Origin of the sequence: Pantoea sp. BRR-3P (assembly GCF_039621635.1) — a bacterium.
Taxonomy (GTDB): domain Bacteria; phylum Pseudomonadota; class Gammaproteobacteria; order Enterobacterales; family Enterobacteriaceae; genus Pantoea; species Pantoea floridensis.
Map to the genome: position 1 here is coordinate 1,699,642 of NZ_CP155066.1, position 20,477 is coordinate 1,720,118.

The window sequence follows — 20,477 nt, forward strand, 5'->3', positions numbered from 1 at the left end:
GGATTGCATTATCAGTCTAAAATCCAGGTCGCAGTATCGTTAGTGCGACAAGCTTTGCTCGCGCCTCCAACGGCCACACAGACCTGTTTACTATTACGGCGAGGACGCGGGCGGTCGCTACGGATGGTCGCGTCATAACGGCTGCTTTCCACGCCTGCTTTCGGTGGAATATAGCCAATCAACTGGCCGTTTGGCTCATCGGCCACGGCCAGCCAGCTGTGTTCAACACGGCCAAGCACTTCAAATGGTTTAGCGTTATCGAGATAGCGCACCACCTTGCCGCCAAAATCAGGCGTGGTCATCACCGATGCGGCATACAGCGCGCGATAACTCTCATTAACCGGCGTGAATTCGTTAGGTGCTGCCACCGCATGACGATGAACCAGTTTGACACCATTTACTTCACTGGTTACCAGCGTGTCATCAGTAACGGGTGGCGGCGGCGCTTTACATGCAGCCAAACTTAACACCGCCAGCAACACAAGCACGAGACTCTTATTCACCATGATCCTCAAATTTCATCAGATTAGCTGCAGAGTAATCTGCGGCACGAGCCTTTAAGGCAGGCAGATTAGGCAGCGAGAAAGCCATCAAAAAAACAGACAGATTACAGAAAGATAGTGCTGAACTAAGTCTACCTAAGACTTTTGAGAATTCAAACCATTGCACCAAGAGAAATCCCGTGCTACCGGGCGAAAAAGCAGCGCAGGCCGATGATATAAAACACTTAGTCCTGGCGAAAGATAAGCTGAGTTAATTTATTTGTTGGGGTTAGCAAAAGGCGGTGCTGATGTTGCTTTTGCCTGGTGTTAGTACCAATTAAAAATGGTAAATAAGATTAATCTATTTAACGGAATTAAAAAAGATTGCCCGGCGAAACAATTTTCAAAATTTCGGAATTTCCGGGCGTTTTCTGCACGCCATTCAGCGTAGCACGGCATGGCTTTTGCTTAAGGATAGTGGACGCAGATCGCCGCGCTGCACAACGCCTGTGCAGCTGGCGCGCCCAGATAGTGCAGATTTCTGTCAATCATTTCATTTCTTCCTGCGTGAGCGGCCTGCATCACGCATTTAGCCTTTGGCACACACTTTGCAATACCTTTACTGACATTGTGCATTTGTTTCTCGTTAAGCGTGAAACGAGTGCTTTGGATAAAGGCGTCCTGCCCATGTTGCGCGCATGTGGCTGGACGCCTTTTTTTATTCCGCTTAGCGGTTATAACCGTCCGCAATTTCACTTATGGCTAAATAAACTCACATTTCTCCCCTTTAATCCGCGCTTTAGCCGCGTGGGCTTTTGGCATTCTATGCTCAGAATTCCTGCCCGCTGAGGTGCGTTGTGGCTGAAGAGAGTAACGAGGACAAAACAGAATCGCCCACCCCCCACCGACTTGAGAAGGCGCGTGAGGAAGGGCAGATTCCGCGTTCGCGCGAGTTGACTTCAGTGATGATGCTGTTGATTGGACTGCTGATTTTATGGGTAGGCGGCAACAGCATGGCAGAGCGGCTGGCGAGCATGGTCGCCACGGGTTTCCGTTTCGATCACGGCATGGTGAGCGATGACAAGGTCATTATCGGGCACATTGGCAGCCTGATTAAGCAGGCCATGATTGCGCTACTGCCGCTGATGGGCGGCCTTGTGGTGGTGGCGATTGCCGGACCGATGGCGCTGGGCGGCCTCAACATTAGCGGTAAATCCATCAAGCTTGACCTCAAGAAGCTCAATCCGTTGAGCGGTATTGGCCGCATGTTCTCCGGCCAAACCGCTGCGGAGTTAGTAAAGTCGATTATGAAAGCGGTGCTGGTTGGGCTGGTTGCCGGTTGGTACATCTGGAGCCACTGGGAAGAGATGCTGCGGCTGATGAGTGAACCGCCGATTAACGCCCTGCATCACGGCTTATCAATGATGGCCGCCAGCTGCGGGTTGGTCATGCTGGGATTATTCCCGATGGTTGGCTTTGACGTGTTCTGGCAGCTGTATAGCTACTTCAAAAAGCTGCGCATGACGCGTCAGGAAATTCGCGACGAGCATAAACAAAACGAAGGCGATCCGCACGTTAAAGGGCGTATTCGTCAGGCGATGCGCGCTGCCGCAAGGCGCCGCATGATGGCCGACGTGCCAAAAGCGGACGTTATCGTCACCAACCCCACTCACTATTCGGTGGCCCTAAAATATCAGGAAGGGAAGATGAGTGCTCCCAAAGTGGTTGCCAAAGGGGCAGGTGATATTGCGCTGAAAATCCGCGAGTTAGCCAAAGAGCATCGTATTCCCATTCTTGAGGCGCCGCCGCTTGCGCGCGCGCTGTATCGACACACGGAAATCGGCCAGTTTATTCCCGGCGCACTCTATGCCGCCGTGGCTGAAGTGCTGGCCTGGGTCTGGCAGCTGCGACGCTGGAAGCGCGAAGGCGGCCTGATTCCAAATAAACCTAAAAACCTGCCGGTGCCGGCAGACATGGACTTTGCAGGAGAGAACAGAAACGATGGCTAACTTAGCCGAGAAGCTGCGTTTACCGAGCAACTTTAAAGACACGCAGTGGCAGGTACTGGCCGGTCCGGTACTGATCATGCTAATCCTCTCGATGATGGTGCTGCCGTTGCCTGCATTCATTCTCGACCTGCTGTTCACCTTTAACATCGCGCTGTCGATCATGGTGCTGCTGGTGGCGATGTTCACCCAGCGCACGCTGGAGTTTGCAGCATTCCCAACCATTCTGCTTTTCTCCACCTTGCTGCGTCTGGCGCTTAACGTTGCTTCTACCCGAATCATTTTGCTGGACGGTCATACCGGCGCCGATGCGGCCGGACGCGTGGTAGAAGCCTTTGGCCACTTCCTGGTTGGCGGTAACTTTGCCATCGGTATTGTGGTGTTTATCATCCTGGTCATCATCAACTTTATGGTGATCACCAAGGGTGCGGGGCGTATCGCCGAAGTGGGCGCGCGTTTTGTGCTTGATGGTATGCCTGGTAAGCAGATGGCCATTGATGCTGACTTAAACGCCGGTTTAATTGGTGAAGATGAAGCCAAGCGCCGCCGTAGTGAGGTAACACAGGAAGCGGATTTCTACGGCTCGATGGACGGTGCGAGTAAATTCGTGCGCGGTGATGCCATCGCCGGCATTCTGATTATGGTGATCAACGTTATCGGCGGTTTGTTGGTCGGCGTGGTGCAGCACGGCATGGATCTCGGTCACGCCGGTGAAACTTATACGCTATTGACCATCGGTGACGGCCTGGTGGCGCAGATCCCCGCGCTGGTGATCTCAACGGCTGCGGGTGTAATTGTGACGCGCGTCAGCACCGATCAGGATGTTGGCGAACAGATGGTGAGCCAGCTGTTTAGAAATCCACGCGTACTGATGTTGAGCGGCGGCGTTATCGGTTTACTCGGTCTGGTTCCGGGCATGCCGAACTTTGTCTTTCTGCTGTTTACCGCTGGCTTACTGGGCCTGGCCTGGTGGCTGCGCGGGCGCGAAATGCAGCCGAAGAAACCGGCGGAATCTGCCAGTCTGGTAAAAACCCAGGAGACGCCAGCCACCGTCGAGGCCTCCTGGACCGACGTACAGCTGGAAGATTCGCTGGGCATGGAAGTGGGCTATCGTCTGATTCCGATGGTCGATCACCTGCAAAATGGCGAACTGCTGGGGCGTATCCGCAGTATTCGTAAGAAGGTGGCACAGGAGGTCGGTTTCCTGCCGCCGGTGGTGCATATCCGTGACAACATGGAGCTGCCGCCTGCGCGCTACCGCATTCTGATGAAAGGTGTGGAAATTGGCAGCGGCGATGCCTACCCGGGCCGCTGGATGGCGATCAACCCGGGCACCGCCGCGGGGTCGTTGCCGGGTGAGCCGACTGTCGATCCAGCCTTTGGACTGGCGGCGATTTGGATTGATAGCGCGTTGAAAGAGCAGGCGCAAATTCAGGGCTTTACCGTGGTAGAAGCCAGCACCGTGGTGGCTACTCATCTTAATCATCTGATTGGCCAGTACGCCAGCGAGCTGTTTGGCCGTCAGGAAGCGCAACAGCTGTTGGATCGCGTCACGCAGGAGATGCCGAAACTGACGGAAGATCTGGTGCCGGGTGTCATCACCTTAACCACGCTGCATAAAGTGCTGCAAAATCTATTGACCGAGCGCGTGTCGATTCGTGATATGCGCACCATTATCGAAACGCTGGCGGAACATGCGCCGGTACAGAACGATCCTCAGGAGCTAACCAGCGTGGTGCGCGTGGCGTTGGGACGCGCGATTACCCAGCAGTGGTTCCCTGGAAATGGCGAGGTGCAGGTGATTGGCCTTGATGCCACGCTGGAACGCTTGCTGCTGCAGGCGCTGCAGGGCGGCGGTGGACTGGAACCGGGCCTGGCGGATCGCTTACTGGTGCAGACGCAAGGTGCGCTGCAGCAGCAAGAGATGGTCGGCGCTCCGCCGGTGCTGCTGGTGAACCATCCGCTGCGTGCGCTGCTGGCGCGCTTCCTGCGTCGCAATCTGCCACAGCTGATCGTGCTGTCGAACATGGAGTTGACCGACAACCGGCAGATCCGCATGACAGCCACCATTGGAGGCAAGTAATGCGCCGTTGGTGCTGGGCATTAATGATGTTACCGATAATAGCGTTGCCGCTCGCTGCCAATGCGGCCACCGGTGCCTGGACCGCCAACGCCAGCGGCCCGAGCCTCGGCGTGCGCGGTAACTGGATGAAATCGCCGGCGCTGCGTGCGCCGTCATCCGCACCGGGCACTATTTCCGTAGTGAACTGGCGCTATCAGCTTAGCCGTCCTGCGCCGTCGGGTTTGGTGGTGCGCTTATGTGCCGCCGATCGCTGTGTCGAAATCGAAGGGGCCAGCGGCAGTACGCGTGGTTTAGCCAACGTTGCCGCGGAAGAGACGCTGCATCTGGCCTTTGGTTTTCAGGGCCAGGGCGCATTGCCGCCGGGCTTGCGCGTGGTGAGCAGTGAAGTGACGGTAAATTATCATTAGCCCTTAAACTATCGGCGACGCTTGTCGTGCCGCCGATAGCCACGCTTAAGGTTTATCCCCCTGACTAAAGATGGGGGGCGAAGCCAGCTTTGCATCCTGCCTCAATGCCTTAACCTGTTTTGCACTCACCTTAGCCGCGGCCGGATTGCCAAACTGCTGGCTGACAAAATTACTGACGTCAGCCACCTGCTGATCGCTCAGCTCCGGCGCAAAGGCGGGCATAAACACTTCACCTGCGCGCATATGGCGGCGCACGCCGTTGAGGATCACGGATACCACATTGCGCCCATCTGCCGCGCCGGTGCTGGTGTGATGGAACAGCGATGGATAAGCATGGAAGCCCGTGCCCGATCCCGCACCTTCCGCGCCGTGACAGCTGGCGCAGTTACCGGCAAACAGCACCGCGCCGGGCTGCGCGTTGCGCGTGCCGTCGTCTGCGCCGCGCAGAGCAATCAGCGCCGTTGAGGGCTGTCCCCAACTGTCGCGCGGCTGGCTTTGCTGCTTATCCGGCTGTGGCTTAACGGTGCGCAAATAGGTAGCGATATCCTGCAGGTCACTGTCCGGCAGATATTGCAGACTGTGCTCAATCGCTTCTGCCATCGAGCCAGAGGCGCTGGCTTTATTGGCAACAAAGCCGGTTTTTAGGTAGGTCACCAGCTGCTGCTGGCTCCAGCTGCCAATGCCTGCCTGTTTGTCCGGGGTAATGTTGTACGCCATCCAGCCGCCGAGATCGCCACCGGCCAGCGCTTTATCGCTGTCCATGCCCATGGTCAGATTACGCGGCGTATGACAGGTGCCGCAGTGCGCCAATGCCTCGACCAAATAGCGACCATTATTCCACTGCGCGCTCTGCTGCGCATCGTTCTGTAATTCGCCCTTCTCGAAATTAAACCACTTCCAGAAGCGCATGCCCCAACGCTGGTTGAACGGGAACGGCAGGTCGGTTTGCGGTGACGCCTGATGAACCGGTGGCATCGACAGCAGATACGCTTTGATCGCCAACACATCATCGCGCTTCATTTTGGTGAAAGAGTCATACGGCATCGCTGGATAGAGCTGTTCGCCGTTTTTGCCAATGCCATCGCGCACTGCAGCAACGAACTGATCGTCACTCCAGCTACCAATACCGAACTGCTTATCGGATGAGATATTGCTGCCCCAAATCTGACCGAAAGGGGTACTGACGGCAAAGCCGCCGCCAAAGAGTGGACCGTTGGTGGCGGTATGGCAGGCGGTACAATCGCTGGCGCGTGCCAGATATTCACCGCGTTTAATCTGCGCGTCGTTGTCTGCCGCCTGCGCTACTGCACACTGCATCAGGAGCAGCGCGATAGCGGCCTGAAGAACTACAGGTTTCATCGGATGCTCCTTACAAGCTTGCCAGCACGCTATCGGCCATGCGCAGCGCTAGCGCGGTACCGGTCAGGGTGGAATTGACCGTCGACGCCGAGGGCATGATGCCGGTGCCGGCGATAAACAGGTTCGGGTGGTCGTGAGTTCGGCAGTGGCCATCTACCACCGAATCCTGTGGATTACTGCCCATAATCATGGTGCCGGTAATATGCTGGTTGTTATCGTAAACGCCGCGCGGACTGTAAATCGCCTCCGTTCCGCCCATCTGTTTAACCATACGTTGGAAGTCGACCATCGACTGGTCATAACCGCGATGCACGTACTCCGGGAAGCGGTAATGAACCTCCAGGCGTGGAATGCCCCAGGCATCCTTTTCCGTTTTGCTCAGCGTGACGCGGTTTTGCGGTTCCGGCAGCATCTCCAGCAGGCACTTCAGCTGGACAAAACGCTCGGCCTGGAAGGCCAGCTTGTCGTTGAGCGCCTGGCCGTAGTAACCCTGACGCACCAGACGTTCGGTGAGATAGCGCACCGGTGAGGTGTTGGACAGATCGATGCGCAGCGCCGAGCGTTCAGCACGGAAATCGCCATCCCGTAGGTTGTTAATGCTGCCTGGCCGCATCGGCCCACGACCAAACCACACCGGTTCATCAGCGTAAAACTCCACCGACGATCCCGGATGATCCATCAGATTACGGCCCACCATACCGGAACGGTTGGCGATGCCGTGTGGATATCGTTCGCTGGTGGAAAGCAGCAGGATTTTCGGGCTCTCGATGCCATTCGCCGTCAGGACAAACTGTTTGCCGGTGACGCGATGGCGCGCTTTGTTTTGATCGAGGTAATGTACCGCCTGAATCGTCCCTTTATCGTCAGCTTCAATGCGAAACACCACCGCGTTGGTGACAATTTTCACGCCGGCATCCAGCGCCTTACGGGCGGCAATACCACCGTGATATTGCGCATCAATCGGACACACCGGCATGCAATTATTGTTGCCACAGCAGGCCGGGCGACCATCATAAGCGATGCTGTTGCGCGCCTGTGGACCAATGCCAACCTCATAACCCAGCGGACCGAGACGCTGCTTCAGGCGATCAAAACCGTACGGCAGCGGAATGCCTGGTAGCGGGTAAGGACGTGAGCGCGGCGAAGCCAAATCGCTGTCGCCAGAAACGCCCATCTGATACTCGGCGTCGCAGTAGTAGGGTTCCAGCTCGGCATAGCTGATCGGCCAGTCGCGGCCAATGCCGTACAGTGATTGAATACGCATATCGTTAGGCAACAGACGGAAAGCCTGCCCCGCCCAGTGCCAAGTGGTGCCGCCGGTGCCGCGCAGATATTGGGCGCGATAGGGATCCGGGCCTTTCTGGATCAGGTAATTGTTATCGCTGGGGATGAATTTCGGCTGCGGCGCCCACGGTTGCGGCGGGTAAGGTTCAGTGAAATCGCCTTTAAACGGCGAGTTGCGGAAATATTCTACTGCCCGATCGCGCTTAATCTCCGGGCCGGATTCCAACATGAGTACCGAGGCGCCGGCGTTGGCCATCTTCAGTGCCGCCAGTGAACCGGCAATACCGGCTCCGATCACCACCACATCGGCGCTTAATGAATCAGACATGTGCTCTCCTTGCTGGCGGCTGCGTCCAGAAGTTAGGTTGTCCCGGCGCATAGCTCGGGGGTAACAGCGAATCGCGTACCAGTTGATAGCTGACAATATTTTCAAAGGCGATGCACTGCGGCCTTGGCAGCGGGCCGACGACACCCAGATACCAACCGGAAACCAGCGCCTGATAAAGATCGTTCAGGGCTTTGGGTTGGGTACTCAACAGCGTCAGAAGCGTGCCGCCGTTGGCGACGGGTTGCTGTTGCAGTAGCGTGCTGAGCGTATCAAGTTGGCTATCCAACTGCGGGACATGGTCGTGCAGCCAGCTGTACAGGCGCTGTGCCAGTAGCGTATCCGGCTGTTCCAGCCCGGTGAGGGTGACGGAAATTGCGCGAAAACTGGCGGAGGGTGCAACCGCGGCGGCCAGCGGGGGTGCCGCGAAAGCGAGGTTGCCGGGCAGCACCTGCCTCAGGACGCCAGCCACCAGCAGGCCCGCCGTGCCGGTCAATAGCCGGCGGCGTGAAAGAGTCATCATGGAAATCCCCGAAAGTTATTTCAGCGCCTGAGCGGCAGCCTCTGAAGCCTGATTATCCAGTTCCTGTTTGGGGGTGCTGACGCCAACGGCACCGACCACTTCACTCTGTAGCTGGAGCGGGAACCCCCCGCCGAGTGCGACGGCATGCGGGATGGCGAGAACGGTGGTTTCGCCACTCTGTAAGCGCTGCATAAATTTCAGCGAGGGGGTGTGATACAACGCCGAGGTGCGGGCTTTACCTATCGCGGCATCGACACAACCCGGCGAGGCGCCGTCAAGGCGCTGGAAGGCCAGCAGCGTGCCGCTGGCATCAACCACGGCCACGCAGCCGGTGCTGTGCTGCGCGCTGATGCTATTTTTTACACGGGTCATAACCTGATTGGTGAGGCTGGCGTCCAGCGCGGCGGCGCTGGCCTGGCCAGCGCCCGCTGCCAGTAGCAGGGAAAGGGCGACAGATGCTCTACTCTTCATTTTTTGCTTCCGATATTTATTGTTTTAAACGTGCTTCTCGTCTCGCTTACGCTACGCTGTTGCAAAAATGTAAACAATTGCCGATAAACAAAACGCATACCGCTTTCCGTATAACTCATTGAGGTGGATAGATCTTATCCAGCGTCTCTTGCCAGATAAACGGTGTCAGTTGTTGATAGCGCAGGGAGCGGGCGTTTAACGCATCTATCAGCCCTTGCTGTGTCGCAACAATTGCTGCGCTCATCGCGGCCGGCACCTTGACGTCTTGCAGTGTTTTCACCACTTCCTGCATCTCTTCCGCACGTCGCTGGCCGTGCTCCGCCACGCGGCTAATCAGGTAGTGCGGCAGCCGATCGTTCCAGCCCAGCGAAGGAAAACTGGCGTGCAGCGAGTCAAGTACCGCTTGCTCGACGCCGTACTGTCGTGCTGCGCTCAGGCATTCAGTGGTCAGCGCTTCCAATCCTTTAATCATCACGCTACGGCACATCTTGATCGCCGAAGCTTCACCCACTTCGCTACCCAGCATGCGGCTGTTGCAACCGAGCTGTTGTAGCAGCAGCTGTACTTGAGCTGCCTGAACGCCGCCGATCAGCAGCGGCGTGTCCAGCCGCTTGGGCGGTACCGGCGCCATTACCGCCACGTCAATATAGCTGGCACCGGCGGCATTAATCGCTTCAGCCGCGGCACGTTTGGTATGCGGCGCCACTGAGTTAAGATCGAGAAAATGCTGCCCGGCCCGCAATAGCGGTGCGGCCTGCTGCGCCACGTTTAGCGCCTGCGATGCGGTCACCGTGGAGAGCACCAGCGCGGCATCCTGCAACGCTTCAGCCAGCGAGTCGGCCAGCCGCACGCCGCTGTGCTGCGCTTTTTGCCGTAGCGCGGGCAGGTTCTCCGCCTCAAGCGCTTTACGATCCCATACCGTTATCGCATTGCCCTGCGCCTGTAAGTCATGGGCCAGAATGCCGCCCGCTTCGCCAAAACCGATAAAAGTGATGTTCATCAATTACTCCTTGCTGAAAGGCCAGATCGCCGCTGGAATCAACACTTCACCGGCAAAAATCGCGCGTGCGGTGCGCAGCAAACCGCAGCTCGCCAGTGGGTTATCACCGCTGCGCTGTAGCAGTACGCTGAACTCACCGCTCGGGTGTTCCACGCTTAGGCGCTGCTGAGGCGCATCGCTGGTGCGCGCCAAGCCGTCGGCGACGCTACCCGGGATCAGACAGGCGCTGGCGACGCTCACCGCGCCGAGCACGCCAATCGAGGCGTGGCAGCGGTGGGGAATAAAGGTGCGTGAGCTGATCGCACCGCCGTGACGTGCCTCAGCCAGCAGGGTCACTTTCGGCACCGTGCGCTGGCTGACATCACCCAGATTCATGCGTGGCCCAGCCTGCAGCCGAATCGACTCCAGCCGCTGTTTCAGCTCGCTGTCGTTATCTAATTCGTCGCGGCTTTCATAGCCGCTGCGATTAACATCCGCAGCTCGCACCAGGATCACCGGCATACCGTTGTCGATACAGGTGACGTCGATGCCGTCAAAGCGATCGCGCGGTTGACCGGTCGGCAGCAGGGCGCCACAGCTCGATCCCGCAATATCTTTGAAGGTGAGGGCGATCTCGCCCGCCGTGCCCGGTACGCCGTCAATGCGCAGTTCGCCGTCATAGTCGACTTCCCCGCCGGGCGTGGCGAACGTTGCTTCGGCGATTTGCCCGGTGTTCTGCATAAAGATGCGCACCGTGGTGCGTTCACGGCCCGGCGCAACCAGCCCGCGTTCGACCGCGAAGGGCCCAACGGCAGCGAGAATATTGCCGCAGTTTTGCCCGTAATCGACGCGGGGTTGATCGACGTTGACCTGGGCAAACAGGTAGTCGACATCGGCATCGTCGCGGCTGGACGCGCTGACGATCGCCACTTTGCTGGTCAGCGGATCGGCGCCACCCAGGCCATCTATCTGGCGAATATCAGGCGATCCCATTACCGCCAGCAGCACCCGGTCACGCGCTGCGGGATCGGCTGGCAGATCCTGCGCCAGAAAGCAGGCGGCTTTTGAGGTGCCGCCGCGCATCAATAAACAGGGAATGCGACGCTGGCGCATGGCTTACTCCTCCGGTTGATCAAGCGTGTCGAGATAGCGCAGGCCTTTTTCCGCCAGGCGCGGGCGCATCTGGTAAATATCCAGCCCCAGCTCACCGTCTGCCAGGCGGGCGCGTTTACTCTCCTCTAGCGCTTCACGCTGACGCGCTTTTTCTGCCACGCTGGCGGCGTTACTGCGTGGCACCACTACCACGCCGTCGTCGTCGGCCACGATCACGTCACCGGGCCAGACCAGCTGTCCGGCGCACACTAGCGGGACATTGACCGAACCGAGCGTCTCTTTCACGGTGCCTTGCGCATACACCGCACGCGACCAGACCGCGAAACCCATTGCGCGCAGCGTGCGGCTATCGCGCACACCCACATCCGCCACCAGTCCGCGTACGCCGCGTGACTGAAGCGAGGTTGCCAGCAGATCGCCAAAAAAGCCGTCACTGCACGGTGAAGTGGGCGCTACCACCAGCACATCGCCCGGCTGACACAATTCCACCGCCACGTGGAACATCCAGTTATCGCCTGGTGCCACCAGCACGGTGATTGCACTGCCAGCAATGCCACAATCCTGCTGAATGGGGCGAATGGCGGGATTGAGCAAGCCTGTGCGCCCCTGCGCTTCGTGTACGGTGGCGACACCTGAGCGGGCCAGGGCGTCGATATCTGCAGCAGCAGCACGTTGAATAGTGCGCACCGCCACGCCTTTTTTACCGATGAGGCTCATGCCAAATCCTCCGTTACGCGTGGGAAGATGCTTTGATAGCCTTCGCCATAAACGATATCGCGCTGGCTGGTGATCCCGACGTTGCGCTTGGCCTGCACGCCGCGCTGCTGTGCGACGCGCGTGTAGTATTCCCACAGATGTTCCTGCCCGGCCATGCACTGAATCGCCTGATATTTTTTATCCCACACTGAGGTGATATCCAGCAGCACATCCGGTTTCCAGTTGCACTGCTCTGGCTGATGCGGTTCGAAGCAGTAAACCGGCGGTGCGCCAACGATTTTTTCGCCCGGACGATAACCTTCAGCCTGGGCGATGATGCGCGCTTCCTGCGCAAGGTGCGTGGCCATCGGGTGATCGTAGTTGTAGGGATCCTGCAATGAGTGGGTCAGGACAAAGTGCGGCTGCACCCGACGATAAACATCGGCCAGGCGGAACAGGGTTTCTTTGTCGGCACGCAGCGGGTAATCGCCAAGGTCAAAAAACTCGATGCTGGCCCCCAGAATGTCGGCCGCCGCCTGCGCCTCGCTGCGCCGGGCAGTTTTCACTTTCTCTTCGCTCATCTCCCCTTTACGCCACAGCTTGGCCGATTCACCGCGTTCGCCAAATGAGAGACAGACAACGTGCACCGCGTAGCCCTGTGCATGATGAAGCGCGATGGCGCCACCCGCGCGCCAGACGAAATCTGCTGAGTGCGCGCTGACCACCAGCGCGGTTTTTTTAGCTGTATTTTCGGTCATGCTTAGTCCTCCGCTGTTTTTTCCATGCTGTCACTGCGGGCGCGGTGCGGATAATTCATTTGATTGCAGCGGGTATGCGTTTTATTTATATTGCGACATCGATCGGTGGAGAAAGTGGGCAGGGAAAGATGGCGAAAAATGCGAATCAGGAACTGACAAACTTGATGCAAATCAGAGCCTTTTGTCAGGTAGTTGCGCAGGGCAGTGTCTCTCGTGCGGCAGATGAATTATTTCGCACCCAGTCGGCGATTACGCGCGCCATTCGCGACCTTGAAGTCACGTTAGGCGTCACGCTGTTTGAGCGCCATGCTGGCGGCATGATGCTGACTGACTTCGGCAAATGTGTATTGCCGCGCGCCTTACGCGCGATTGAGGAGTTGCATCAGGTACCGCAGCGCCTGGCTAAACTGCAGGGGCGTGGCGCACAGCGTAGCGATGCCGAACCGCTGTGGTTGTTCAACGTGCGGCGCCTGCAAATTTTTATCACCTTATGTCAGACACGACATATGCAGACGGTGGCGACGCGTCTCGAACTCAGCCAACCTGCAGTGAGTGCCGCACTGCGCGTGCTGGAAAATGGAGCAGGTATCGCGCTGCTGGAACGCACGCCACAAGGCATGATGCCTTCACTCGCTGGACGCGAAATCGAGCCTAACGTGCGACGTGCGCTGAATGAACTGCGCCATATTCCGGCTGATATTGCCGCTCGCAGTGGGATTCTGGAGGGGACAGTGCGCGTCGGTGCCTTGCCGCTGGGTCGCACGCGGATATTGCCGCAGGCGATCGTGATGCTGACGGCGCGTTATCCGGGGGTTCGCGTGGTGACCAGTGAAAGCGCCTTTGGCGTGCTGGCCGCGGAAATGCGCTCCGGCGATGTTGATTTTATCTTTGGTGCGCTGCGTCGCGATGAAGAGGCGCTAGACGTTACGCGAGAAACGCTGTTCTCAGAGCGTATGGTGTTGCTGGCGCGCCACGATCATCCGCTGGTGGGACGTGAGATTGCTACCGACGATTTGCGCGCTGCGCGTTGGGTATTGCCGCGTTCGGCAACGCCAGCGCGCTATCTGCTGAATAACAGTTTCCAGGCGATGGGCATTCCGGCGCCGGATCCGGTGGTGGAAACCGGCGATCTGGCACTGGTGCGTGGCTTGCTGCTGCAGTCGGATATGCTGGCAGCTGTTTCTGCCCATCAGCTGGAAGTTGAGCTGGCATCCGGCGCGCTGGTGGCGCTGCCGGTGCCTTTACCGGATACCGCGCGCGCCATCGGGCTGACGGTGCGCGCGGGCTGCCTGCACTCTCCAGCAGCGGATGCGTTGATCCACTGCCTGCGTGAAGTGTGCGGGCCGGGAGAATAGTCAGCCTGCGCGTGCCGCTTCCATCAATGCATAACGGTAGCCGCGAATGCCGTAGCCGCAGATCACGCCCTGCGCGACGTCCGAAAGATAGGAGTGGTGACGGAAGGGCTCACGTTTATGCACGTTAGTGATGTGCACTTCCCATAGCGGTAATGCCACGCCGGTGACCGCATCACGGATCGCCACCGAAGTGTGCGTCCATGCCGCGGGGTTGATCACCAGCGCCTGAGCCTGCAGGCGAGCCTGCTGTATCCACTCGATCATTTCACCTTCGTGGTTAGTCTGGCGAAACTCAATGGCAACGCCCAACTCTTCGGCCGTCGCCCGGCACAGCGCTTCCACGCTTTGCAGCGTGTCGGAGCCATAGGTTGCCGGCTCGCGGGTGCCCAGCAGATTAAGGTTCGGGCCGTTCAGTACATAGATGGTTCTCATCGTGACTCCTGTGATTCAGTAAAACCAAACAGCCGCTTTGGCGTGTGCCACAGCACCTGGCGGCGGCTCTTTTCGTCGGGGATCAGCTGTTCGATAAGCAGCAGTTGGGTACCCATATCCATGCGTTCGCTGGCGCGCAGGAAGGGCCAGTCGGATCCCCACATGCAGTTTTCCGCACCGAAAGCATTCAGGAGTGCGAGCAGATAAGGATGACCATCTGCATAGGGATAGGGCTGCTGGGAAAACTTCGCCAGCCCGGACAGTTTCACGCTGGTGCGCTGCTGATCGGCCAGCGACAGCAGCGCCTGAAACGCCGGTTGCTTCAGGCCCGCGCTAACGTCCGGTCGACCTGAGTGATCGATCAGCAGGCGCGTGCGGGTACGCGACAGCAGCGGCATCAGTGCCAGCAGCTGGTCGTTCTGCACCTGGATTTGGGCAAACAGATCCAGCTCCGCCAGCCTGCCCATCAGGGCATCCAGCTGGATAAACGGTTCGGTGCCCAGCATCGCCACGTTAAGCGCGATCCCGACGATGCCCTGCGCTTTCAGGCTGGCGAGCGTATCGCTATCGACATCACGCGGCGTGACCGCAATCCCCTTGAAACGGCCTTCACCGCGCTGGATGGTATCCAGCAGGCAGCGGTTGTCGGTGTTGTAACCCGAGGTTGGACCGACAATCAGCGAATGGCGGATGTTGTAGGCCTGCATCACGGCGCGATAGTAATCCGGCGTTGCCAGCTCGTGCCCGTCTGGGTTATAGGCGCTTTCGGGCGCCCAGGGAAAGTTTTTAGGGTCAAAAACGTGGTGATGGCAGTCGATGACCGGTTGCGTAAACATCAGTCTGCTTTCCCCGCCACCGAATAGAGCACCTGTTGATTGCGCGTCTGCTGGAACTGCTCCAGCGTTTCGCCACGCATCGCCGAGTAGATATGCAGGTTAGAGACGCCAACCACCGCGCCGAGTTTTTCCAGCAGGAAGAAACTGACGCCATAATGGATCATGCCGCGCCAGTCGAGCTGGGTGATGAGTGCTTGCTCTTCAGCGGTTAACCCCGCTTCCTGATACAGCGCCTGCGGGGCTTCGCGGAACCGCTTACGCCATTCAGGTTGAATCATGCGGTGCAGGAAGCGGTTGATTCGCAGCGCTTTCAGGCTGCGCGCCTGGGTAAAGGGATAGGTGCCTGGCAGTTTTTCCACACCGCTCAGCTGCAGATTAATCTTGTCGCGCTGGCGCTGATGTACATCTACCGGTGCCTCACGCGCCTGGTTTTCGAGGATTAGCGTGGCGATGCCGGTCATCGAAGGCAGATAATAGTCCTGATGCAACTTCTCGACGTTAGCCGACAGCGCACCGCGCATGATCAGCCACATAATCACTTCCGCACCTTCCAGACCGCCGAGCGTGGCGTATTCCGCCAGAGTGATTTCGGTCAGGCGTTCAGGATCGTTGATCAGCAGATCGATAAACTGCGCATCCCATTCTGGATTATTGAAGCCGCAGCGCTCGCCGTGCACCTGATGAGAAACGCCACCGGTCGCCACCACCGCAACCTTCAGATCCTCCGGGAAACTCTCCACTGCGCGTTTCAGCGCCTGACCCAATTTATAGCAACGGCGCGCCGTTGGAATCGGGAACTGTAAAACGCCCACCGCCAGCGGAACCACCTGCATTGGCCAGCCGCCTTGCCACGGTGCCAGCGCCGAAAGCGGAGAAAATAGCCCGTGATCCAGTGCTTTGTCCTGGAAGAATGACATATCGAACTCATCGGCCATCAGGCTGGCACCAATATGCTGCGACAGCGCCGCATGGCCTTTTACCGGCGGCAAATCGCGCGGTCCGCCACCTTCATCTGCGACGGCATATTCATCATCAATGCCCAGTACAAAGGCCGAGTAGTGATCGAAAAAGAACGAGGTAACGTGATCGTTAAACACATACAGCAGCACATCCGGTTTCTTCTCTTCCAGCCAGCGCTGCATCGGCGCAAAGCCATCGAATATTGGCGCCCATGCGCCTTCCTGCTGTTTGTTGTGATCGACCGCGAAGCCAATGGTGGGGGTATGAGAAACTGCCAGACCGCCTATGATTTTAGCCATGAGTTGTGACCTCTATTTCATCGATTATTCAGGGTACGCGACAGGGACGGCAGGTCATTAAGGTCAATGCCTTTGACCTGACGCGTCACCTGCGCAGGGTGATGTCGGGTGATGGAGAGTGCCGCCAAAACTGCCGGGAGCGACAAAACGATAAAAATAGCGGTTTGCCCAGGAAAAACGCCGAGCAGCACGCCGCCCAGAGAAGAGCTGATAATGGCACCGCTACGGCCAATACCGTGCATCCAGCACACGCCAGTGGCACGCATTTCGGTAGGGTAGAATGCGGGAGAAAATGCCTGCAATCCGGTTTGCGCCCCGTTGATGCAAATACCCGCCATGAATACCAGCAGTGCCAGCACCGTAGGACCAAAGCCCCAGATTCCCTGCGATACTAGGCAGAAACTGCCCAGCAGATAGAACAGAGCAATCACGTATTTAGCTTTAAAACGATCCATCAACCCGCCTACCAGCAGGCCGCCAACCGTTCCGCCCAGCTGGAATAAGCCGGCAACAATCGCTGCGCGCTCCAGCGTCACGCCGCCGGACCGCATAATGGTCGGCAACCAGCCGTTGAGCAGGTAGATGACAAACAGTCCCATAAAATAGGTCAGCCACAACACCAGCGTACCGCCGGCATAACCACGGCTGAACAGTTGTAGCACCTGGGCTTTCTTCGGGATCACCGGGGCATTAAGAACGAAGGCGGTCCCTACCGCGAACTCACCACCGAGGCGTTTAAGCACGGCGGCAATTTTGTCCCGACTGACTTTGCGTACCACCATATACATGGCCGATTCGGGTAATAGCCACAGCAGGAGGGGCAACATCAGCAGTGGCAGCAGGCCGCCAAAGCCCAATACCGCTTGCCAGCCATAGTGCGGCAACATGCCGGCAGCAATAAAACCACCCAGGCCGGAACCAATATTAAAGCCGCTGTACATTACGGTGATCATCAGGCTGCGGCGGCGTTCCGGCATGTATTCCGACACGAGGGTGACGCAGTTTGGCATGACCGCCCCGAGACCGAGGCCGGTGAGAAAACGTAACGCGCCCATTTCCAGCGGCGTACGAGCGAAAGCGCTCATCAGGCTAAAGCAGGCAAAGACAGCGATTGACAGCAGCAGCACCCTTTTACGGCCGAATTTGTCGGACCACGGGCCGGCGATCAGCGCACCGATTGCCACGCCAAACATGGCGGCGCCAAGAATCGGCCCCATTTCCGCATGACTAATGCCCCAATCCTCAATCAGGGCTGGTGCAATGAAGCCCATTGCTGCCGCGTCATAGCCATCAAACATGATGATGATGAAACACAGGGCAAGGGTCAGCCACTGGTATCCGGTGATCGGGCGGGCGTCGATCCAGCCTTTTACATCGATAATGTCGTGATTGCTCATAGGATACGCTCTGATTTTTTTATTAATAACATCGCTGGGTTAAACCTTTTCTCTGCGCTAATTGACATTAACGGCATCACTTTAACCCGACGGCAGGGAGAGTTATTATTATTTTTTGCTGTTAAAACAGCTTGTTAAATGTATTTTTGTTTCGGGTTCGATTACCAAATTAGGGGGGCTGAGTAGGTTTGTCTGCCATAAAATGGTTATCAAGGTATGAGTTTTGTTTATTTGGTGAGCTGCGTCGTAAATTTTCAAATCCGCGGATTCAGGAAAAAAAGCCGTAAGAGGATGGAGAGAACGCAGACGAAAAAGCGTGGTGAGATCGGTGGACTATGGGTGAAAAAGGGCGGCCATCAGCGTAGGAGACAGGCGACGAGAATGAAAACGAAAGGGGATGGATAGACGTGTAAGTAAGCGGAGAATGCCGCGAGGCATGCTCCGCCTGAAGATATTACATACGTTCGACGGTTTTAATGCCCAGCGTATCGAGGCCTTGTTTCAGCGTCTTTGCGGTTAACGCGGCGAGCTGCAATCGGCTGTGACGGATATTCTCATCTTCAGCCGAAAGAATCGGGCAGTGTTCATAGAAGCCGGAGAATTGACCCGCCAGTTCATACAGGTAAGCACACATCACGTGTGGTGTACCGTCGCGCGCGACCTGAGTAATCACTTCTTCAAACTGCAGCAGACGCGTTGCCAGCTGCGCTTCACGCTCTTCGGTCAGCACGATGTCGCCGCTCAGGCTATCTGCATCAATACCCGCTTTGCGGAATACTGACAGCACGCGCGTATAGGCATACTGCATATAGGGCGCGGTATTACCCTCAAAGGCCAGCATGTTGTCCCAATCGAAAATGTAATCGGTGGTGCGGCTTTTCGACAAATCGGCATATTTTACTGCGCCGATACCGACCACTTCTGACAGATCTTTCAGCTCTTGCGCTGACATCTCCGGATTTTTCTCACTCACCAGCGCATGCGCACGTTCCACTGCTTCGTCCAGCAGATCGGCCAGGCGAATGGTGCCACCGCTGCGGGTTTTGAACGGACGGCCATCTTTGCCCAGCATCATGCCAAACGCATGGTGTTCAAGCGGGACGGATTCCGGCACGTAGCCAGCTTTGCGTACGATGGTCCATGCTTGCTGCAAATGCTGATGCTGGCGCGAATCAATGTAGTAAAGCACGCGATCGGCATGCAGTGTTTCGTAACGGTATTTAGCACAGGCGATATCGGTGGTGGTATAGAGATAGCCGCCATCTTTCTTCTGGATGATCACGCCCATCGGTTCACCTTCCTTGTTTTTGAACTCATCAAGGAAAACCACGGTGGCGCCTTCGCTGGTCACTGCCAGACCTTTTTCACGCAGGTCGGCGACAATACCCGGCAACATATCGTTGTACAGGCTTTCACCCATCACATCATTACGTGACAGGGTCACATTAAGGCGGTCATAAACCAATTGGTTCTGGCTCATGGTGATATCAACCAGTTTCTTCCACATACTGCGGCAATATTCATCACCGCCTTGCAGTTTCACTACGTAGTTGCGTGCGCGCTCGGCAAAGGCTTCGTCCGCGTCGTAAGTCACTTTAGCTTCACGATAAAAGGCTTCTAAATCGGCCAGCGCGATCGCTTCATGATTCTCGTTCTGCTGCTTTTCCAGATAGGCAATCAGCATGCCAAACTGCGTGCCCCAGTCACCTACGTGGTTGGCACGGATAACGTGATGTCCGAGAAACTCCAGCGTGCGCACGGCAGCATCACCAATGATGGTGGAGCGCACGTGGCCCACGTGCATCTGTTTCGCCACATTGGGCGCGGAGTAGTCAATCACGATAGTTTGTGGTTTAACGGTGCTCACACCCAAACGTGGCAACTGCAACGCCTGGGCGGTTTGCCCGGCTAACCACTGACGATCAAGGAAGATATTGATAAAACCGGGGCCGGCAATTTCAACTTTGCTGGCGATACCGGTGAGATCCAGATGCTGAATCACCTGCTCAGCCAGTTGTCGCGGTGCCTGACCAAGCTTTTTCGCCACGGCCATGATACCGTTTGCCTGATAATCACCGAACTGCACCTTCGCAGACTGACGAACCTGAGGTTCGCAATCGGCAGGCGCACCCGCCGCTACCATTGCCTGACTGACTTTGTCGGAAAGAAGAGCCTGAATATTCACCGCGTTACCTTCATATGCTGAAAAGGCCCGCCAGCAGGCGGCGAGCCGATGTCGTCATCCCACAACTGTACGGCGGGACGGAAAAATAAGAGGGGAAGTATACGTGAAATGTTAAGTTGCGTCAGCTTTTCGGTATGCTATGAGTGGCCACGTCGGGCCTCCAGCGCCGATTAACGGCGCCGTGAGTGACGACGAGGATTTTTAACAGTTTTGTCTTCACGGGCCTTCCAGTGGCGGGAAATTGCAAATCCCATTAGTGCAATCAGGACCGCGACAACAATGAGCATAGACATAAGGCCGTTCCTTGTAGTGGTGAAACACAAATTTATAAGAAAGGGTAGCAAGCTGCAATTGTTTGGAACTTAAATAAGACTTATCTCATTGTATTAACTATTATTAATAATAACAGTAGGTTAGGTCAATTTCATAAAGTAACTACTGGACCTGTTTTAACGATAAATCTGAAATGAATGGGCTATTTATGCTGTTTTAGGGCATTTCTTCACTGAAATCGGATGAATCCGACA

General features: G+C 57.0%; 19 protein-coding genes. 5 read left to right on the forward strand and 14 right to left on the reverse strand.

Annotated elements, in window-relative coordinates:
• Positions 1 to 11 precede the first annotated feature (11 nt).
• Complete coding sequence (locus AAGR08_RS07825; RefSeq protein WP_345829442.1) at positions 12 to 506, reverse strand: SH3 domain-containing protein; 495 nt, start codon at positions 504 to 506, stop codon at positions 12 to 14.
• Between the two features lie 360 nt (positions 507 to 866).
• Between AAGR08_RS07825 and AAGR08_RS07830 the strand changes: the two genes are divergently transcribed.
• The 4 genes from AAGR08_RS07830 to AAGR08_RS07845 are packed head-to-tail and all read left to right on the forward strand — an operon-like array spanning position 867 to position 4,978.
• The gene (locus AAGR08_RS07830; protein ID WP_345829444.1) at positions 867 to 1,331 is read left to right on the forward strand and encodes a hypothetical protein; all 465 of its coding nucleotides are present in this window, start codon (positions 867 to 869) and stop codon (positions 1,329 to 1,331) included.
• 8 nt (positions 1,332 to 1,339) lie between these two features.
• On the forward strand, positions 1,340 to 2,491 hold the full coding sequence (gene flhB / locus AAGR08_RS07835) for a flagellar biosynthesis protein FlhB (RefSeq protein WP_097097043.1): 1,152 nt from the start codon (positions 1,340 to 1,342) through the stop codon (positions 2,489 to 2,491).
• A complete protein-coding gene (flhA, locus tag AAGR08_RS07840) occupies positions 2,484 to 4,571 on the forward strand; it encodes a flagellar biosynthesis protein FlhA (RefSeq protein WP_345829446.1) in 2,088 nt (695 codons plus the stop codon). Before flhB ends, flhA begins: the two co-directional genes overlap by 8 nt.
• Entirely contained in the window at positions 4,571 to 4,978 is a 408-nt protein-coding gene (locus AAGR08_RS07845) for a flagellar protein FlhE (protein WP_097097045.1), read from the forward strand. Before flhA ends, AAGR08_RS07845 begins: the two co-directional genes overlap by 1 nt.
• Before the next feature lie 45 nt (positions 4,979 to 5,023).
• Here AAGR08_RS07845 and AAGR08_RS07850 read toward each other — a convergent pair whose 3' ends face one another.
• The 8 genes from AAGR08_RS07850 to galB form a co-directional block, all read right to left on the reverse strand.
• Positions 5,024 to 6,337 (reverse strand): cytochrome c, encoded by a 1,314-nt coding sequence (locus AAGR08_RS07850; RefSeq protein ID WP_345829449.1) that lies wholly within the window; start codon positions 6,335 to 6,337, stop codon positions 5,024 to 5,026.
• A gap of 10 nt (positions 6,338 to 6,347) precedes the next feature.
• The gene (locus AAGR08_RS07855) at positions 6,348 to 7,949 is read right to left on the reverse strand and encodes a GMC family oxidoreductase (RefSeq protein WP_345829451.1); all 1,602 of its coding nucleotides are present in this window, start codon (positions 7,947 to 7,949) and stop codon (positions 6,348 to 6,350) included.
• Positions 7,942 to 8,469 carry a sugar dehydrogenase complex small subunit gene (locus AAGR08_RS07860; protein WP_097097048.1) on the reverse strand — a complete coding sequence of 176 codons (528 nt, stop codon included), beginning with the start codon at positions 8,467 to 8,469 and terminating at the stop codon, positions 7,942 to 7,944. The genes AAGR08_RS07855 and AAGR08_RS07860 overlap by 8 nt, the downstream gene beginning before the upstream one ends.
• Before the next feature lie 15 nt (positions 8,470 to 8,484).
• Entirely contained in the window at positions 8,485 to 8,940 is a 456-nt protein-coding gene (locus AAGR08_RS07865) for a heme-binding protein (protein ID WP_097097049.1), read from the reverse strand.
• Positions 8,941 to 9,055: 115 nt separating this feature from the next.
• Positions 9,056 to 9,940 carry a DUF1932 domain-containing protein gene (locus tag AAGR08_RS07870; RefSeq protein ID WP_345829454.1) on the reverse strand — a complete coding sequence of 295 codons (885 nt, stop codon included), beginning with the start codon at positions 9,938 to 9,940 and terminating at the stop codon, positions 9,056 to 9,058.
• Between the two features lie 3 nt (positions 9,941 to 9,943).
• Positions 9,944 to 11,032: a 4-oxalomesaconate tautomerase gene (locus AAGR08_RS07875; protein ID WP_345829456.1), complete on the reverse strand. Its 1,089-nt coding sequence runs from the start codon at positions 11,030 to 11,032 to the stop codon at positions 9,944 to 9,946.
• Between the two features lie 3 nt (positions 11,033 to 11,035).
• Positions 11,036 to 11,749, reverse strand: a complete 714-nt coding sequence (locus tag AAGR08_RS07880) for a 4-carboxy-4-hydroxy-2-oxoadipate aldolase/oxaloacetate decarboxylase (RefSeq protein ID WP_345829457.1) — start codon at positions 11,747 to 11,749, stop codon at positions 11,036 to 11,038.
• Positions 11,746 to 12,486: a 4-oxalmesaconate hydratase gene (gene galB, locus AAGR08_RS07885; protein ID WP_097097053.1), complete on the reverse strand. Its 741-nt coding sequence runs from the start codon at positions 12,484 to 12,486 to the stop codon at positions 11,746 to 11,748. The genes AAGR08_RS07880 and galB overlap by 4 nt, the downstream gene beginning before the upstream one ends.
• A 128-nt stretch (positions 12,487 to 12,614) precedes the next feature.
• On the opposite strand from galB, the gene AAGR08_RS07890 reads away from it, so the two are divergent.
• Complete coding sequence (locus AAGR08_RS07890; protein WP_345829458.1) at positions 12,615 to 13,841, forward strand: LysR family transcriptional regulator; 1,227 nt, start codon at positions 12,615 to 12,617, stop codon at positions 13,839 to 13,841.
• On the opposite strand, the gene aroQ is transcribed toward AAGR08_RS07890, so the two are convergent.
• The 5 genes from aroQ to argS form a co-directional block, all read right to left on the reverse strand.
• Positions 13,842 to 14,273: a type II 3-dehydroquinate dehydratase gene (gene aroQ, locus AAGR08_RS07895; protein ID WP_345829459.1), complete on the reverse strand. Its 432-nt coding sequence runs from the start codon at positions 14,271 to 14,273 to the stop codon at positions 13,842 to 13,844.
• Positions 14,270 to 15,109, reverse strand: a complete 840-nt coding sequence (locus tag AAGR08_RS07900) for an amidohydrolase family protein (protein WP_345829461.1) — start codon at positions 15,107 to 15,109, stop codon at positions 14,270 to 14,272. Before AAGR08_RS07900 ends, aroQ begins: the two co-directional genes overlap by 4 nt.
• Positions 15,109 to 16,368, reverse strand: a complete 1,260-nt coding sequence (locus AAGR08_RS07905) for a gallate dioxygenase (protein ID WP_345829463.1) — start codon at positions 16,366 to 16,368, stop codon at positions 15,109 to 15,111. The genes AAGR08_RS07900 and AAGR08_RS07905 overlap by 1 nt, the downstream gene beginning before the upstream one ends.
• Positions 16,369 to 16,385: 17 nt before the next feature.
• Entirely contained in the window at positions 16,386 to 17,765 is a 1,380-nt protein-coding gene (locus AAGR08_RS07910) for an aromatic acid/H+ symport family MFS transporter (RefSeq protein ID WP_097097057.1), read from the reverse strand.
• A 454-nt stretch (positions 17,766 to 18,219) separates the two neighbouring features.
• Positions 18,220 to 19,950: an arginine--tRNA ligase gene (argS, locus tag AAGR08_RS07915; RefSeq protein WP_097097058.1), complete on the reverse strand. Its 1,731-nt coding sequence runs from the start codon at positions 19,948 to 19,950 to the stop codon at positions 18,220 to 18,222.
• Positions 19,951 to 20,477: the final 527 nt, after the last annotated feature.